General features: G+C 65.3%; 14 protein-coding genes. 9 read left to right on the top strand and 5 right to left on the bottom strand.

All coding sequences use genetic code 11. The features are described 5' to 3' along the window. Positions 1 to 14 precede the first annotated feature (14 nt). Complete coding sequence (locus FBZ93_RS00145) at positions 15 to 317, bottom strand: DUF485 domain-containing protein (protein ID WP_146983973.1); 303 nt, start codon at positions 315 to 317, stop codon at positions 15 to 17. A 77-nt stretch (positions 318 to 394) separates the two neighbouring features. Beyond that, complete coding sequence (locus FBZ93_RS00140; RefSeq protein WP_146983972.1) at positions 395 to 1,345, bottom strand: LysR family transcriptional regulator; 951 nt, start codon at positions 1,343 to 1,345, stop codon at positions 395 to 397. 159 nt (positions 1,346 to 1,504) lie between these two features. Here FBZ93_RS00140 and FBZ93_RS00135 point away from each other — a divergent pair, with 159 nt between their 5' ends. After that, the gene (locus tag FBZ93_RS00135; protein WP_146983971.1) at positions 1,505 to 2,554 is read left to right on the top strand and encodes a carbon-nitrogen hydrolase family protein; all 1,050 of its coding nucleotides are present in this window, start codon (positions 1,505 to 1,507) and stop codon (positions 2,552 to 2,554) included. Between the two features lie 87 nt (positions 2,555 to 2,641). Next, complete coding sequence (locus tag FBZ93_RS00130; RefSeq protein WP_146983970.1) at positions 2,642 to 3,436, top strand: adenylate/guanylate cyclase domain-containing protein; 795 nt, start codon at positions 2,642 to 2,644, stop codon at positions 3,434 to 3,436. A gap of 141 nt (positions 3,437 to 3,577) precedes the next feature. Here the strand turns inward: FBZ93_RS00130 and FBZ93_RS00125 are convergent, their stop codons facing one another. Beyond that, the gene (locus FBZ93_RS00125) at positions 3,578 to 4,795 is read right to left on the bottom strand and encodes a GGDEF domain-containing protein (protein ID WP_146983969.1); all 1,218 of its coding nucleotides are present in this window, start codon (positions 4,793 to 4,795) and stop codon (positions 3,578 to 3,580) included. Positions 4,796 to 4,914: 119 nt separating this feature from the next. Between FBZ93_RS00125 and FBZ93_RS00120 the strand changes: the two genes are divergently transcribed. The 5 genes from FBZ93_RS00120 (at position 4,915) to FBZ93_RS00100 (ending at position 9,306) form a co-directional block, all read left to right on the top strand. Beyond that, positions 4,915 to 5,190: a hypothetical protein gene (locus FBZ93_RS00120; RefSeq protein ID WP_146983968.1), complete on the top strand. Its 276-nt coding sequence runs from the start codon at positions 4,915 to 4,917 to the stop codon at positions 5,188 to 5,190. Between the two features lie 205 nt (positions 5,191 to 5,395). Continuing rightward, positions 5,396 to 6,049, top strand: coding sequence for a hypothetical protein (locus tag FBZ93_RS00115; RefSeq protein WP_146983967.1), 654 nt, complete (start codon positions 5,396 to 5,398; stop codon positions 6,047 to 6,049). A 175-nt stretch (positions 6,050 to 6,224) separates the two neighbouring features. Beyond that, positions 6,225 to 8,051: a glutamine--fructose-6-phosphate transaminase (isomerizing) gene (glmS, locus tag FBZ93_RS00110; RefSeq protein ID WP_146983966.1), complete on the top strand. Its 1,827-nt coding sequence runs from the start codon at positions 6,225 to 6,227 to the stop codon at positions 8,049 to 8,051. Between the two features lie 95 nt (positions 8,052 to 8,146). After that, entirely contained in the window at positions 8,147 to 8,920 is a 774-nt protein-coding gene (locus FBZ93_RS00105) for a DUF502 domain-containing protein (protein ID WP_146983965.1), read from the top strand. Then, positions 8,920 to 9,306 carry a rhodanese-like domain-containing protein gene (locus FBZ93_RS00100; protein WP_146983964.1) on the top strand — a complete coding sequence of 129 codons (387 nt, stop codon included), beginning with the start codon at positions 8,920 to 8,922 and terminating at the stop codon, positions 9,304 to 9,306. Before FBZ93_RS00105 ends, FBZ93_RS00100 begins: the two co-directional genes overlap by 1 nt. A gap of 162 nt (positions 9,307 to 9,468) precedes the next feature. Here FBZ93_RS00100 and FBZ93_RS00095 read toward each other — a convergent pair whose 3' ends face one another. Then, positions 9,469 to 9,756 carry a GIY-YIG nuclease family protein gene (locus FBZ93_RS00095; RefSeq protein WP_146983963.1) on the bottom strand — a complete coding sequence of 96 codons (288 nt, stop codon included), beginning with the start codon at positions 9,754 to 9,756 and terminating at the stop codon, positions 9,469 to 9,471. A 122-nt stretch (positions 9,757 to 9,878) separates the two neighbouring features. Next, positions 9,879 to 11,987 carry an ATP-dependent DNA helicase RecG gene (gene recG, locus FBZ93_RS00090; protein ID WP_146983962.1) on the bottom strand — a complete coding sequence of 703 codons (2,109 nt, stop codon included), beginning with the start codon at positions 11,985 to 11,987 and terminating at the stop codon, positions 9,879 to 9,881. A 142-nt stretch (positions 11,988 to 12,129) separates the two neighbouring features. Between recG and FBZ93_RS00085 the strand changes: the two genes are divergently transcribed. Next, positions 12,130 to 12,420, top strand: a complete 291-nt coding sequence (locus tag FBZ93_RS00085) for a succinate dehydrogenase assembly factor 2 (RefSeq protein ID WP_146983961.1) — start codon at positions 12,130 to 12,132, stop codon at positions 12,418 to 12,420. Further along, a complete protein-coding gene (gene mfd / locus FBZ93_RS00080) occupies positions 12,417 to 15,935 on the top strand; it encodes a transcription-repair coupling factor (protein WP_146983960.1) in 3,519 nt (1,172 codons plus the stop codon). The genes FBZ93_RS00085 and mfd overlap by 4 nt, the downstream gene beginning before the upstream one ends. Positions 15,936 to 16,173 lie beyond the last annotated feature (238 nt).

Below are 16,173 nucleotides of genomic sequence, written 5' to 3'. Positions count from 1 at the left end.
CTTTGTCTGCCCCGTTAGCGAAGGTCGCGGATGCCGGCATCGAGCACCCGGTTCGCCCACAGCACGTAGACCAGGCAGAGCACGAACGAGGAGATGATGACGAGCGGACCGAGCACAATGCAAAGCGACAGGCCCGGCATCAGGATGGTGCCGAGCAGCGGCTTGTCGAACGCGAACAGCGCCATGAAACCGAAATAGATCACGATCATTGTAACGCTGAGAACGAGCGCGACGGTCAGCCGCGTCTTGGCCAGCTTCCTGGCCAATGCGACGCCGCTCGGCGCCGGACCGGCATTGCCGGGAATAACCCTGTCCATATTGGCCCCTTAAGACTTAAGCGCGCTTTGCCTTGCGCCAATCGGACGAGCTTCAGCCGGGCTCCCACGGAAGGGAATTATGGATTTTTGCAATCTGCTGTGCGCAGCTGCGGCACGGCGTCGGCCAGCGTGACCTGCATGTCGGGGTCCTGCTTCAGGGTGTTTTTCAGGAAGGCGCGGACGGCGCGGATGCGCGGGGCAAATTGCAGGTCGCTGTGGACGTTGAGCCAGACCTCGCGAACGGTGCCGGCGAGGGCGGGCAGCACGGGGATCAGGTCGGGCCGGTCCCTGGTGGCGAAACTCGGCAGCATCACGATGCCGAGGCCGCCCGCCGCGGCGTTCATCTGCGCGATCATGCTGTTGGAGTGGAAGGCGATCTTCGGCTCCTCGATGACGTCGGCGAGCCAGCGCACCGAATCGACCTGGAGCAAGTCCTCGATATAGGACACGAACCAATGATCCCCGAGATCGCGCAGGGTTTTGGGCACGCCGTGATGGTCGAGATAGTCCTGGCTCGCGAATAGCCCGAGCCGGAACTTGCCGATGCGCTCCGAGATCAGGCCCGGCCCGGGTGGCCGGAAGAAGGACACGAACAGATCGGCTTCACGCTTATGGACATAGACCGTCTGGGCCGACGTGACGAGTTCGACGGAGAGTCGCGGCGCCGTGCGCCGCAGTTTGGCAAAGCGCTGCGCCAGATAGAGCGAGGCGATCCCCTCCATGGTCGCGAGCCGCACGGTCCCGGCGAGCTCCTGGGTGTCGCTGGCGCTGGCTTCCTCGCGAATGGCGATGACCGCGCTTTCGACCCGCTCGGCGTGACGCAGCAGCCGCTCGCCGACTTCGTTGAGCTTGAGCCCGGTGCGGTGGCGTTCGAACACCGCGATCCCGAGCGAGGCTTCCATCTGCGCAATGCGCCGGCTGACGGTGGAGTGGTCCAGCCGTAGTCGCTTTGCTGTTTGGCTCAAATTCCCGGCGCGAGCGGCACAGAGGAATACCCGCAGATCGTCCCAGTTGATCGTATCGAACATCACCTGCCTCCGGATTGCAGCCGTCGTCAGCAAAGCAATTCCCGTTCCAACGCGCGGCGGCTCCGATCCTTCGCAACCGGCCTTGCGACAATTCCCATGCATGCCTGCGAGGCAAGGATGATACCGCTTCGCTCCCCCAATCCTAGCCGGGATTTTCATATGCTTCCGCGCTTCAAGGCTGCTGCCGTCCACGCCGCGCCCGTGTTCCTCGACAGTCAGGCGACCACCGAGAAGGCAATCTCGATCATGCGCGAGGCGGCCAGGGCCGGCGCCGAGCTGATCGCGTTTCCGGAAACCTATATTCCCGCCTTTCCGGTCTGGGCGGCGCTGTGGCCTCCGATCGACAATCACGACCTGTTCGTGCGCATGGCCGAGCAATCCGTGCTGGTGGACGGACCGGAAGTGGCGCGGGTTTGCGCCGAGGCGCGCGCCCTCGGCGTCACCGTCTCGATCGGCATCAGCGAGCGCTCGGCCGTCAGCGTCGGGGGGCTGTGGAATGCGAACCTGTTGATCGGCGAGACCGGCGAAATTCTGGTCCATCACCGCAAGCTGGTTCCGACATTCTACGAGAAGCTGGTGTGGTCATCCGGGGATGGTGCGGGCCTTGTGGTCGCACAGACACGGCAGGGCCGCATCGGCGGGTTGATCTGCGGCGAGAACACCAATCCATTGGCTCGTTTCGCGCTGATGGCGCAGGGCGAACAGGTCCACATCTCGAGCTGGCCGCCGATGTGGCCGACCCGGCGCCCGGTCGGCGGCGGCAATTTCGACAATGTCGCCGCCAATCGCATCCGGGCCAGCGCCCACTGCTTCGAAGCCAAGGTGTTCGGGATCGTCACCGCCGGCTACATGGATGAGCCGATGCGTGCCTTCCTCATCGAACGCGACAGAGCCATCGCCGACGTGATCGACCGGACGCCACGTGCGGCGAGTTTCTTCGTCGATCCGACGGGGGTCGTGTTTGGCGATGAATTGCAGGATCAGGAGGGGATCGCCTACGCCGAGATCGACCTCAATCGTTGCGTCGAGCCGAAGCAGTTTCACGACGTGGTCGGTTACTACAACCGCTTCGACATTTTTGGCGTGACGGTCGACCGCAGCCGGCTGACCCCGGCACGATTTCGCGATGAACAACAGCCAGGCGCGGAAGCGCAGGCGATCCTGTCCGTCGATGCCGACGCCGGATCGAACGGGCAGCGGATCGGTTAGCCCTCGATCCAGTCCTGTTGCCAACGCGCGCATGTCTGACTACGCTTTACCGGAGGTAGGACCCCAAGCGCTCTCGGCCGGACGCTCATGCCCAAATTCCTTCGCATCGGAGTCCATCAATCGAACGTCTCCGGATACACGTCCAAGGCATGGTGCATTCGGCGGACCGGCTCGACGGTCTTCCTGAAGTGGGGCGCCGTCGAGGTTCAGGGCGCCGGAAGCGGGCGAAAGGTCTACTGGACGTTTCCACCGCAGGAAAAGACCATTCGCTGCCGTACGGTGCAGCGTGCCCAGAACTACACCAAGGCGGCCGTCGCACGGCGGCGCAGCCATCGCTATGAACCGCTGACGGGAAATATCGCGAACCGGCGCCGGACCGCCGCACGTGACGCGGAGCTCAAGCAGGCACTCGCCACGATCCTGTTCGTCGATATCGTCCGGTCCACCGAAAAGGCCGCACGGCTCGGGGATTCGCGCTGGGCGACGGTGATGAATCACTATTATGCCGCCGTCCGCAGGGAGCTGAAGGCCCTGCGCGGCAAGGAAGTCGTGACGACCGGGGATGGCGTGCTGGCGACGTTCGGCAAGCCGGCGGCCGGGATCCGTTGCGCGACCGCGATCCGGGAGGCCGTGCGCACGCTGGGGCTTGAGATCAGGATTGGGCTGCACGCGGGCGAGTACAAGGTGAGCGGGGCGGAGGTCATCGGTCTCGCGTTTCACATCGGCGCGCGCGTCGCTGCGAAAGCGCGTGCCGGCGAGGTCCTGGTCTCGAGCGCGGTCAAGGACCTGATGCTGGAGTCCGAAGTCGTTTTCAAGGATCGCGGCGCGCATCAGCTCAAGGGCGTGCCGGAGCGCTGGCGGCTGTACCGGGTCGAACATTAGGGCGCTGGTGCGACGCCTGCTCTCGTCATTCCGGGGCTCGCGACGCGAGAGCCCGGAATCCATTTCACCACTTGTTCTGAGGCCCGATGGATTCCGGGCTCGACGCTAACGCGTCGCCCCCGAATGACGATCGGAGAGTACTCAGGTGAAGGCGACCTCGATCCGGTTGTCGGCCTTCGCCGTGATGCGGCAGGCGCGTGACAGCGCGTCGGTGGCGATCGCGAGCTTGAACTGATCGGGAATCCCCGAGGTGGACAACACCTCGATCGTCGCGGTGTCGCGCGACAGGCCGCGCACCGTGCAGTCGATCGTGGAATGGCCGGCGTTGAAGCTGATCGTGCCGGCCTTGAACACGCGCCGCGCGGTCGGCGCAATCGACGGCGCCCGGTCGACCCAGGCCAGCGCCTGATTGCGGCCGGCCTGCTTGGCGCCATACATCGCAAGGTCGGCGTTGCGCAGCATGTCGTCGAAGCAATTGCCCGGCGAGAGCATGGCGCCGCCGAGGCTGCAGGTGACGCCGATCGTGCCGGCCGGCGTCTCGATCCGTGTCGCCGCAACGGCGGCGCGCACCTTCTCGAGCACGCCCATCGCCTGATCGAGCTTTGTGTGCGGCAGCAGGATGCCGAACTCTTCGCCGCCGAGCCGGCCGATCAAATCGGAGCCGCGCAGCGCGCCGCGTGCGGCCGCTGCCACTGCCCCCAGCACCATGTCGCCGACCGCATGCCCGTAGGTATCGTTGACCTGTTTGAAGTGATCGACATCGAGCACCGCGCAGGAGAGCGGGCTGATATGCCGTGTCGCCAGCGCGGTCAGCCGTTCGCCTTCACCGCGGAAGGCGCGCCGCGAGGAGCAACCGGTGAGGGCGTCCTGCATGGACAGGTTCCGCAGCTTCAATTCGTCGACGGCGATCTCGGCGAGATCGACCAGCATGCTGGTCGCCTCGGCGCCGAAGTCATCGCGAGGGCGGGTGTCGATGGCGCACAGGCTTCCGATCACGGCGCCGGACAGCTTGAGCTGTGCGCCGGCATAGAAGCGGACGAACGGTGCCCCGCGGACGAACATGTTGTCCGCGAAGCGGGCGTCGCGCAGCATGTCGGCGACGACCAGCGGCTCGTCCAGCGTGATGGTGACATTGCATGGCGCCGGCCGCCGGTCGGTTTCGCGCAGGTCGAGCCCATCGGAGGCCTTGAACCATTGCCGATGGCCGTCGATGAAGGTCAGCGTCGACATCGGCACGCGGAACATCTTGCGGCACAGCGAGGTCAGCCGGTCAAACGCCAGTTCACGCGGTGTGTCGAGGATGTCGAGTTCCACGAGCGTATCGAGGCGACGGGCCTCGCGATCATGCGCAGTGTGCATCGGGCTACCTCCGGCGGCGGCACCCTCGCCGAAAGGCGTTAATGCTCCGTTGACACACTTGGCGGCGTTTGCCGTCGACGGTTTCATCGCTCTTAGGCGGCGGTCGTGCAAAACACATCATGCGCAAACATGCCGCGACCATTCTGACCGGACTCTTTTGCAGCCTGGTGACGTATTTCAGCGCCGCACGACTCTACCAATGGGCCGAAACCGGACAGCTGGCGGTGCTGTCGCGGAAGACATCCGATCAACCGGAGTTTATGTCCTGGGGCGACGATCGGGTCAGCTTCGTGCTGCTGTTCGCGCTCTATCTGTTTTTCCTCAAGAACGGACTGCACGGCATGCTGGTGACGTGCCGCGACGTCTGGCTGCGTGGTCGGGGCTGGGAACCGTGAACGACCTGATCCTTTCTCTGCTCCAGCCTCTGGTCGAAATGTTCTTCACAAAGACCGGTCGCGGGCTCTGGGGCCTCCTCTGCTGCCGTACGAGATCGTGGCGATGATCAGCGGAATGATATTTTGGGGCGCTGTCTTCCTGTTCGTCTACAGCAAGACTTACGGATAGGTCGCCGCGGCCTGAACAGCAGAATCGGAGGTCTGAGTGGCAAGCAAAGCGTTTCGTCAGAGCCTTGGGTCGCGCACCATCTTCACGCTGTTCGCATGCCTTCTGGCGGGCAGCATGACGGCTACGCGCGGCGATGAAAGTTCAAGCGTTGACGCGCGCCGCGAGGCGCTTCGAGAGTGGGCCAGCCTTGCCAATGGGCGTACGGATTTTGAAATCTCCGATCCGGCCCTGGTGCCAAGACCGCTTGCGCTTGCGGCCGAACAATCTGGCTGCAAGTACAAGGATGACATCGAAAAGCTACCGGTTCGGTTCATGAAAGTGGCCGGCCGCCGCCTCGTGCTGATGTTCTGTCGCTTGACCGTGACGGGATCGCATCAAGCGTTCGATCTTTCCGACGTCAGCAGACCAAAACCACTGGAGTTCCCCTACATCGCGGAGCAGGGGTTCGGCACGACGGACACTCCTGGTTTCATCACGTGGAAGGATGACGCAGGCTTGTTGCAGGCCGAAACCTCATCGGACGAATGTCCCAGCTCGCATCTGCGGCACGTCTATCGGCTGGGCGTGACCAATCGCGAAAGCCTTATCGTGGTTCGCGTCGAGGTCAGCGCGCCTGCCTGTGGCACGGGCCGGGAATGGACCACGATCTGGGAGGCGAAACCGTGGCCTGTGCCGTCGGGGGCCCGCTGACGCACTCTTGCCAAATTGGTTAGCCCCGATTAACCAGCCTTTCGCATCAACCTTGCCGTTTAAGACTGTCGCAATCGGCAATAATTATTGAGTATCTTGCGGCCGGCGATTCCCGTTAAGGGACCGTGTCGCCGCTTTGGCAAATTTTCGGCGATTTTTGGGGACATTGAACCGCATGTGCGGCATCGTCGGCATTCTTGGACGCGCTCCGGTCGCGGAGCAACTGGTGGATTCGCTCAAGCGGCTCGAATATCGCGGCTATGATTCCGCAGGGGTCGCTACGCTCGAGAACGGCGTGGTGGCGCGGCGCCGCGCCGAGGGCAAGCTGAGGAATCTCGAGGCCCGGCTGGAGGCCAAGCCGCTCGGCGGCCATACCGGCATCGGCCACACCCGCTGGGCCACGCACGGCCGGCCGACCGAGAACAACGCGCATCCGCACTCAACCGAACGCGTCGCCGTGGTGCATAACGGCATTATCGAAAATTTCCGCGAGCTGCGCGAGCACCTCGAAGCCAAGGGCGCGGAGTTCTCGACCGAGACCGACACCGAGGTCGTGGTGCATCTGGTCGACAATCTGCTCAAGGGCGGCGTCAAGCCGGTCGAGGCGGTGAGGGCGGTGCTGTCGGAACTGCGCGGCGCGTTCGCACTCGGCTTCATTTTCGCCGGCGAGGACGACCTGATGATCGGCGCCCGCAACGGCCCGCCGCTTGCGGTCGGTCATGGCGACGGCGAGATGTATCTCGGCTCGGATGCGATCGCGCTCGGGCCGTTCACCGACACGATCAGCTATCTCGAGGACGGCGACTGGGTGGTGCTGAACCGCAAGGGCGCGACGATCTTCGACAAGGACAACGCCATCGTCCATCGCGAGGCGATCAAGCACACGACGGCGACCGCGCTGGTCGACAAGGCGAATTATCGCCACTTCATGGCCAAGGAGATCCACGAGCAGCCCGAAGTGGTCGGGCACACGCTCGCCCGCTACGTCGACCTGGCGGCCGAGCGCGTCACCATGCCGGTCAAGCTGCCGTTCGACTTCAAGGATATCCAGCGCGTCTCGATCACGGCCTGCGGCACCGCGAGCTATGCCGGCTTCGTCGCCAAATACTGGCTGGAGCGGCTGGCACGGCTGCCGGTCGAGCTCGATGTCGCGTCCGAGTTCCGCTACCGCGAGGCGCCGCTGCGCAAGGGGGATCTCGCGATCTTCATCTCGCAGTCCGGCGAGACCGCCGACACGCTGGCGGCGCTGCGCTACGCCAAGGCGCAGGGTGCGCACACGCTGTCGGTCGTCAACGTGCCGACCTCGACGATCGCGCGCGAGAGCGAGACGGTGTTGCAGACGCTTGCCGGTCCCGAGATCGGCGTCGCCTCGACCAAGGCGTTCACCTGCCAGCTGATGGTGCTGGCCTCGCTCGCGGTTGCCGCCGGCAAGGCGCGCGGCGAACTGTCCGATGCCGACGAGGCCAAGCTGGTACACGGCCTGGTCGAAATTCCGCGCCTGATGTCGGAAGCGCTCACGTCAGAGCTGCAGATCGAGAAGCTGGCGCGCGAGATCTCGAAGTCGCGCGACGTGCTCTATCTCGGCCGCGGCACCAGCTATCCGCTGGCGCTGGAAGGTGCGCTGAAGCTGAAGGAAATCTCCTACATCCACGCCGAGGGCTACGCCGCCGGCGAGCTCAAGCATGGGCCGATCGCGTTGATCGACGAGCACATGCCGGTCGTGGTGATCGCGCCGTACGACAAGGTGTTCGAGAAGACCGTCTCCAACATGCAGGAGGTCGCCGCCCGCGGCGGCAAGATCATCCTGATGACCGACGCCAAGGGCGCCGCGGAAGCCACCATCCAGTCGCTGGTGACGATCGTGATGCCGGACATGGGGGCGACCTTCGCGCCGATTGTCTATGCCGTTCCGGTGCAGCTGCTCGCCTATCATACTGCCGTGGTGATGGGCACCGACGTCGATCAGCCCCGGAATCTGGCCAAATCGGTCACGGTCGAATAGTCGCAAGCCGGGCCGTCACGCGGCTCTTCAAAAATGCGACAGAATGGCTTAGCTGGGTGGTGGACTACGGCCGCTTCGACGACCTTGGAACCGCAATGACTTCCAACCAAGTGCCTCCCGTCACGGGTGATTTGCCCCCGGATGCCCCCCGCGGGCTGATGGCGCGTTTCCGGAACTATTTCCTGACCGGCCTGGTGGTCGCCGGGCCGGTTGCGATCACCCTGTACCTGACCTGGTGGTTCGTGAACTGGGTCGACAATCTGGTCCGGCCGTTCGTGCCCACCGCCTACCGGCCGGAAACCTATCTGCCGTTCGGGCTGCCCGGTTCCGGCCTGATCGTTGCCGTCATCGCGCTGACGCTGCTCGGCTTCCTCACCGCCAATCTGATCGGGCGCACGCTGGTCGATCTCGGCGAGCGGCTGCTCGGGCGGATTCCGGCGGTGCGTGCGATCTATCGCGGCTTGAAGCAGGTGTTCGAGACGCTGTTCTCCGGTAACGGCTCGAGCTTCCGCCGCGTCGGCCTGGTCGAGTTTCCCTCGCCCGGGATGTGGTCGATCGTGCTGATCTCGCAGGCGCCGAGCGCCGAGCTCGCCGCCGCCTTCCCCGGCGACGAAGAGCACATCTCGGTGTTCCTGCCCTGCGCGCCGAACCCGACCACCGGCTTCTTCTTCTACGTGCCGAAGAGCAAGATCATCGAGATCGAGATGAGCACCGAGGATGCCGCGACGCTGATCATGTCGGCCGGCGTGGTGCAGCCCGGCACCAACGACCAGAAGCGCGCCGCGGCGCTTGCCGGCATGGCCAATGCGGCACGGATCGCCAACCAGGCCTCGTTGCAGCCGGCGACGCCGGCCAAGGTCGAGGGCTGATGGGTTCCGAGGCGACGCAGCAAGGCGCGGGCGCGCGGTTGCTGTCGCCCGACGAGGCCAAACACGAGTTGGAACAGGGCGGCGTGACGCTGATCGATGTCGGCGAGCCCTGGCAGTTGCGCGAGCGAGGCACCATCGCAGGCGCGCGCAATATCAGCCACGAAGAGATCGCGGCCGTCGCGGTTGCCGACGCGGCGCTCGCCGATCGCGAGCAACCGATCATCCTGACCTGCGGCGGTGGCGGCAAGGCCAAGCGCGCCGCAGAGGCGCTGCGCGAGATCGGCTTCGAGGATGTCTCCGTGATCCACGGCGGCTGCCGCGGCTGGCAGGCGGCCGGACACGAGCTGGTGGCGTATGCGGGGTCTGACGAGCCCCATAACAAATAGCGCCACCATTGCCCTTAGCGGGCTTTGGGGGCAAAGCCGAGTTCTCTCCCCGTCATTGCGAGGAGCGAAGCGACGAAGCAATCCATCGTTCCGCATATGTGGAGCGATGGATTGCTTCGCTTCGCTCGCAATGACGGTGGGGAAGGATCGGTGACGACACTATCAGATCAGCGTGTCGTAGAGATCATTCCAACCCGGGTTCAGCGCCTCGATCAGCGCAATCTTCTTTGCCCGACTGCCGGCCTTGATCTGCTTTTCCCGTGTGATCGCGTCGTACATCGTTTCGTGCAATTCGTACCACACCAGCATTCTGCAGCCGTACTTCGCCGAGAAGCCCTTCACCGAGCCCTCGCGATGTTCAAACGAACGCTTCGGCGGATTAGCGGTAACGCCAGTGTAAATAGTGCCGTGACGCTTGTTGGCAACAATGTAAACGCACGGTTGCTTCACGGCATTCTCCCGGACTCTATCCTACATCGTCATTGCGAGGAGCGATAGCGACGAAGCAATCCATCTATCCCCGAGTCGGACCATGGATTGCTTCGCTTCGCTCGCAATGACGGTGGTGGGCGCTAGCCCGCGCCGATCAGCGGCACGGCTTCGTCGCGTTCGTAGAGGTAGAGCAGGACGCGCAGCGCTTCGCCGCGTTCGCCCTTCAGCTTTGGATTGTCCTTCATGATCCGCAGCGCCTCGTCGCGGGCCTGGGTGATGAGCTGGCCGTGCACTTCGGAGCGGGCGATGCGGTAGCCGGGCAGGCCGCTCTGGCGGATGCCGAGCACATCGCCTTCGCCGCGCAGCTTCAGATCTTCCTCGGCGATCCGGAAGCCGTCGGTGGTCTCGCGGATCACCTTGAGCCGCGCCTTCGACATCTCGCCGAGCGGCTCCTTGTAGAGCAACAGGCAGGTCGAGGCCTCCGAGCCGCGGCCGATGCGGCCGCGCAATTGATGCAGTTGTGCGAGGCCAAAGCGCTCGGCGTTTTCGATCACCATGATGGTCGCCGCCGGCACGTCGACGCCGACTTCGACGACGGTCGTTGCGACCAGGAGCCCGATCTCGTGCGCGGCGAATTGCGCCATCACGCGGTCCTTCTCGGTGCCCTTCATCTGGCCGTGCACGAGGCCGACACGATCGCCGAACCGCTCTCGCAAGCTCTCGAAACGCTCGGTCGCGTTGGTGAGGTGCTCGGTGCCCTCGGCCTCAGATTCATCGACCAGCGGGCAGATCCAGTACACCAGTTTGCCGGCGCCGAGCGCGCGGCCGACGCCGTCCATCACGTCCTCGATCCGGCTCATCGGCACCGCGCGGGTATCGATCGGCTGGCGGCCGGCGGGCTTCTCACGTAACTCCGAGACGTCCATGTCGCCGAAGTAAGTCAGCACCAGCGTGCGCGGGATTGGCGTCGCGCTCAGCACCAGCACGTCGACGGCCTCGCCCTTCGAGGTCAGTGCGAGGCGCTCGCGCACGCCGAAACGATGCTGCTCGTCGACCACGGCAAGCGCCAGTGCCTTGTAGATCACGTCGTCCTGGATCAGCGCATGAGTGCCGACCAGGAGGTCGATCTCGCCGGCCTCGAGCTGCGCCAGGAGTTCGCGGCGCTCCTTGCCTTTCTCGCGGCCGGTGAGGATCGCAACCCGCATGCCGGCGCGCTCAGCCAGCGGCGCGATGGTCTTGATGTGCTGGCGCGCCAGGATCTCGGTCGGCGCCATCAGCGCGGCCTGCTTGCCGGCCTCATTGACGGCGGCGGCCGCCAGCAGCGCCACCACGGTCTTGCCGGAACCGACATCGCCCTGCACGAGGCGCAGCATGCGCACCGGCTGTTGCAGGTCCGCTGTTATCGCCGCGACGGCCTCCTGCTGCGATTTGGTTAGCGCATAGGGCAGCGCATCGATGATCCGGTTGCGCAGATGGCCGTCGCCGGCGTTGCGCACGCCGGCGGGACGGCGCAGCGTGGCGCGGATCAGGGCGAGCGCGAGCTGGCCCGCGAGCAGTTCGTCGAACGCCAGCCGCGACCAGAACGGTCCATCGGGCAAAATGTCGGTCAGCTCGACCGGAACATGGACGCGGGTCAGCGCCTCCCGGATCGGCGGGAAGTTGCAGCGGCGCAGCACCTCGGGGCTGATCCATTCCGGCAAGTCAGGCAGCTTGGTCAGCGCCTGCGCGATGGCGCGGCGGAGCGAGCCGATCGCCAGCCCCTCGGTCAGCGGATAGACCGGATCGATGCCGGAGAGTTTTGCAAAGCCGGCTTCGTCGACGACGCGATCGGGATGCACGATCTGCGGGATGCCGTCATACATCGCCAGCGTGCCGGAGACGTAGCGCTTCTCGCCGACCGGCAGCAGCTTCTCGACATAGCCGGGCTGGGCGCGGAAGAAGGTCAGCACCACGTCGCCGGTGTCGTCGCTGGCATAGACGAGGTAGGGCGCGCGCGAATTGCGCGGCGGCGGCGGGCGATGACGGTCGACGGTGACCTCCAGCGTCACCATGGTTCCGACCACAGCATCCCGAATCTTCGGCCGCGCGCGGCGATCGATCACGCTCGCCGGCAGATGCAGCAGCAGATCGACCAGCCGCGGCGTCTCGCTGCGGTCGAGCAGATAGCGCAGCAGCTTGTCCTGCTTCGGGCCGACGCCCGAAAGCGTCGTGACCTGGGCAAACAGCGGATTGAGCAGGGCTGGGCGCATCGGTGCCTTTACACACGACTCACGGCATGCGCGCAAGGAAACCCCAAAAGGCGGCGAATGAGGGCTGACATCGGCCTCCGCCATCGCTATATCAAGCTCGCCCGGCACGTCCGGGCTTTTGGCGTTTGATGGATTTTGGGACATGACGGGATCGACACGATCGAGCAGCGGGCTCGATGACCGCCGCAAGCGGCTTTTGTTTCGCTGCTGGCATCGCGGCACCCGGGAGATGGACCTGATCCTCGGCCGCTTTGCCGATGCTGAAATCGCTGGCCTCACCGACCAGGAGCTCGGCGAACTCGAGCATTTGATCGAGGTACCGGATCCCGACCTCTACGCCGCGCTGACCGGCGACAAGGTTTTGGCTGCCGAGCATCAGACCGCGCTGTTTGCCCGCATCAAGGCGTTCCAGGTCGCGGATCCCAGTGCATGAAGCAGCCGATGAAATCGCCGGCGGCGATGCTCGCGCCCGGCCGGGTGCTGACCATCGCCAACGTCGCCGAGGGCGCCGAAGGGCTCGTGATCTCCGACCTGGCGCGCGCCATCGCCGCGCAGCCGAAGCGGCCCGCGGTCAGCCTCGCCGTGGTGTGCCGCGACGGCGCGCGGATGCAGCAGCTCGCCCGTGCGCTGGAGTTCTTCGCCCCCGATATCGCGGTGATGCAGGTTCCGGCCTGGGACTGCCAGCCCTATGACCGCGTCTCGCCGCATTCGGGCATCCTGGCGCAGCGGCTGACCGCGCTGGCCAAACTGTCGCGGCTGGCGGGCTCCGACAAGCCGCTGATCGTGCTGACCACGGTGAACGCCGCCGTGCAGCGGGTGCCGGCGCGCGAGCAGGTCGCGGCCCAAGCGCTGTCGGTCGCGCCCGGCAACGTGGTGCCGATGGACTCGGTCGTGGCCTGGCTCGAGCACAATGGCTACACCCGCTCGTCCACGGTGCGCGAGCCCGGCGAATATGCCGTGCGCGGCGGCATCCTCGATCTGTTTCCGGCCGGCCTCGACCAGCCGGTGCGCTTCGACTTCTTCGGCGACAGCCTCGAGTCGATCCGCACCTTCGATGCCGAGACCCAGCGCACGCATCTGGACATGCGCGGGCTCGACCTGGTGCCGGTGTCGGAATTCCAGCTCACCACCGAAACCATCCGCCGCTTCCGCATGGGCTATGTCGCGGCGTTCGGCGCACCGGGACGCGACGACCAGCTCTATGAGGCGGTCTCGGAAGGACGCCGCCATCCCGGCATGGAGCACTGGCTGCCGCTGTTCCAGGAGCGGATGGACACGCTGTTCGACTATCTCGACGGCGCAACGATCGCGATCGAGCCGCAGGGCGAGGATGCCGCGCGCGAACGCTTCTCGCAGATATCAGACTATTACGACGCGCGGCGCGAGGCGCTGGAGCACCCGGGCAGCGGCGCGATCTACAAGCCGCTGCCGCCGGACAAGCTGTATTTGACCGAAGCCGAATGGACCAAACTGCTCGGCGACGCGCCGCTGGCGCGGCTGACGCCGTTCGCGGTGCCCGAAGGCACGGCAGATGTTTTCGACGCCGGCGCGCGCCAGGGCCGCAATTTCGCGCCGGAGCGCGCCGACAGCAACGTCAACGTGTTCGAGGCGGTGGTCGGGCATATTGGCGCGTTGCAGTCGCAGCGCAAGAAGGTCATCGTCGCGCTGTGGAGCGAGGGCTCGCGCGACCGCATGGGCGCGATGCTGCACGACCACAAGCTGCTCAACACCACCAGCGTCAACACCTGGCGGATCGTGCAGGCGACGCCGCGCAACGAGACCATGCTGGCCGTGCTCGGCATGGAGTCCGGCTTCGAGACCAGCGAATTCGCCGTCATCAGCGAGCAGGATATCCTCGGCGACCGCCTGGTGCGGCCGCGCAAGGCGAGCCGCAAGCTCGACAATTTCATCTCCGAGGTGACGAGCCTTGCGACCGGCGATCTCGTGGTGCACGTCGAGCACGGCATCGGCCGTTTCGTCGGGCTGCAGACGCTGGAAGTGTCCGGCGCGCCGCACGACTGTCTCGAGCTACATTATGCGGCGGAGACGAAACTGTTCCTGCCGGTCGAGAACATCGAGCTGCTGTCGCGCTACGGCTCCGACAGCGCCAATGTCGAGCTCGACCGTCTCGGCGGCGGCGGCTGGCAGGCCCGCAAGGCCAAGCTCAAGAACCGCATCCGCGAGATCGCGGGCGAACTGATCAAGATCGCGGCCGAGCGGCAGCTGCACGAGGCGCCGAAATTCCCGCTGCAGCCGCATGTCTATGACGAGTTCTGCGCGCGCTTCCCCTATGACGAGACCGAGGACCAGTTGGGGGCGATCAATTCGACCCTGAAGGACCTCGAGATCGGCCGCCCGATGGACCGGCTGATCTGCGGCGACGTCGGCTTCGGCAAGACCGAGGTGGCATTGCGCGCGGCATTCGCCGTGGCGCTCGAGGGCCGGCAGGTCGCGGTCGTGGTGCCGACCACGCTGCTGGCGCGCCAGCATTCGCGGACCTTCACCGAGCGCTTCAAAGGCTTTCCGGTCAATGTCGCGCAGGCTTCGCGGCTGGTGTCGACCAAGGAGTTGAGCCAGACCAAGAAGGGGCTCACTGACGGCAGCGTCGACATCGTGGTGGGCACCCATGCGTTGCTCGGCAAGGCGATCAAGTTCAAGGACCTTGGCCTCCTGATCGTCGACGAGGAGCAGCATTTCGGCGTCAGCCACAAGGAGCGGCTGAAGCAGCTCCGCGCCCAGGTCCACGTCCTGACTCTGTCGGCAACCCCGATCCCGCGCACGCTGCAACTGGCGCTGACCGGCGTTCGCGAGCTCTCGATCATTGCCTCGCCGCCGGTCGATCGCCTCGCGGTGCGCACCTTCGTCGCGCCGCACGATCCGCTGATGATCCGCGAGGCGCTCTTGCGCGAGCGCTACCGCGGCGGGCAGGCGTTCTACGTCGTGCCGCGGATCGAGGACCTCGCGGGCGTGAAGGACTTCCTCGACAAGAACGTGCCGGAGATGAAGGTCGCGGTCGCCCACGGCCAGATGCCGCCGACCGTGATCGAGGACATCATGTCCGCGTTCTACGATGGCAAATACGACATCCTGCTGTCGACCACGATCGTCGAGTCCGGTCTCGACATCCCGAACGCCAACACGCTGATCGTGCACCGCGCCGACATGTTCGGCCTGGCCCAGCTCTACCAGCTGCGCGGCCGCGTCGGCCGCTCCAAGCTGCGCGCCTATGCGCTGTTCACGCTGCCGGCGCAGCAGAAGATCACCGCGCAGGCGGAGCGGCGGCTCAAGGTGCTGCAATCGCTGGAGACGCTCGGCGCGGGCTTCCAGCTCGCCTCGCACGACCTCGACATCCGCGGCGCCGGAAATCTGCTCGGCGAGGAGCAGTCCGGCCACATCAAGGAAGTCGGCTTCGAGCTGTACCAGTCGATGCTGGAGGAGGCGATCGTCAACCTCAAGGCCGGCGTCGCCGAGCCTGCCGCCGACCGCTGGTCGCCGCAGATCACGATCGGCATGCCGGTCTTGATCCCCGAAGACTACGTCAACGATCTCAGCGTGCGACTGTCGCTCTATCGGCGGCTCGCCGATCTCGACACCGACGAGGACATCGATGCCTTCGCCGCCGAGATGCGCGACCGTTTCGGCGTGCTGCCGGACGAGGTGCGCTATCTGTTCAAGGTGGCGGCGATCAAGGCCTATTGCCGCCGGGCCAATGTCGGCAAGGTCGATGCCGGCCCGAAGGGCGCCGTGATCGCATTCCGCGACAACAGTTTTGCGCATCCGGAGCGGCTGGTGACCTTCATCCGCCAGCACGGCCAGGCCGCCAAGGTGCGGCCCGACATGAAGGTCGTGTTCTTCCAGGAATGGGATACGCCGGAAGAGCGGCTCGCCGGCACGACAGAGATCTTGCGACAGCTCGCCAATCTCGCGGAGAGCAAGAAGGCGGCGTGAGGCGCGAACTCTCCACGTCATTGCGAGGAGCGAAGCGACGAAGCAATCCATTAGTTCCGCGAGCGCGGAGAGATGGATTGCTTCGCTTCGCTCGCAATGACGCTGTGGCAGGGAGCGGTCGTTCCAGCAACGACATCGCGGAATCGCCGGGCAACAGCGCGTCAGCGTTGAGCAAGTCGACGCGCACAGTGATGCGACTGTGCGAGCATCACAGATGAGGGTTTTGACTGGCATCAGC

The organism is Bradyrhizobium macuxiense (genome assembly GCF_007993935.1).
Classification (GTDB): domain Bacteria; phylum Pseudomonadota; class Alphaproteobacteria; order Rhizobiales; family Xanthobacteraceae; genus Bradyrhizobium; species Bradyrhizobium macuxiense_A.
This window is presented reverse-complemented; position numbering and strand designations above follow the sequence as displayed.

What these genes read in the sequence shown, in the direction of transcription:
- FBZ93_RS00120 (WP_146983968.1), top strand. Translation starts at nt 4,915, where the DNA reads ATGCGCAAACATGCCGCGACCATTCTGACCGGACTCTTTTGCAGCCTG.
- FBZ93_RS00145 (WP_146983973.1), bottom strand. Translation starts at nt 317, where the DNA reads ATGGACAGGGTTATTCCCGGCAATGCCGGTCCGGCGCCGAGCGGCGTC.
- FBZ93_RS00100 (WP_146983964.1), top strand. Translation starts at nt 8,920, where the DNA reads ATGGGTTCCGAGGCGACGCAGCAAGGCGCGGGCGCGCGGTTGCTGTCG.
- FBZ93_RS00085 (WP_146983961.1), top strand. Translation starts at nt 12,130, where the DNA reads ATGACGGGATCGACACGATCGAGCAGCGGGCTCGATGACCGCCGCAAG.
- FBZ93_RS00135 (WP_146983971.1), top strand. Translation starts at nt 1,505, where the DNA reads ATGCTTCCGCGCTTCAAGGCTGCTGCCGTCCACGCCGCGCCCGTGTTC.
- mfd (WP_146983960.1), top strand. Translation starts at nt 12,417, where the DNA reads ATGAAGCAGCCGATGAAATCGCCGGCGGCGATGCTCGCGCCCGGCCGG.
- FBZ93_RS00130 (WP_146983970.1), top strand. Translation starts at nt 2,642, where the DNA reads ATGCCCAAATTCCTTCGCATCGGAGTCCATCAATCGAACGTCTCCGGA.
- FBZ93_RS00105 (WP_146983965.1), top strand. Translation starts at nt 8,147, where the DNA reads ATGACTTCCAACCAAGTGCCTCCCGTCACGGGTGATTTGCCCCCGGAT.
- recG (WP_146983962.1), bottom strand. Translation starts at nt 11,987, where the DNA reads ATGCGCCCAGCCCTGCTCAATCCGCTGTTTGCCCAGGTCACGACGCTT.
- FBZ93_RS00125 (WP_146983969.1), bottom strand. Translation starts at nt 4,795, where the DNA reads ATGCACACTGCGCATGATCGCGAGGCCCGTCGCCTCGATACGCTCGTG.
- FBZ93_RS00140 (WP_146983972.1), bottom strand. Translation starts at nt 1,345, where the DNA reads ATGTTCGATACGATCAACTGGGACGATCTGCGGGTATTCCTCTGTGCC.
- glmS (WP_146983966.1), top strand. Translation starts at nt 6,225, where the DNA reads ATGTGCGGCATCGTCGGCATTCTTGGACGCGCTCCGGTCGCGGAGCAA.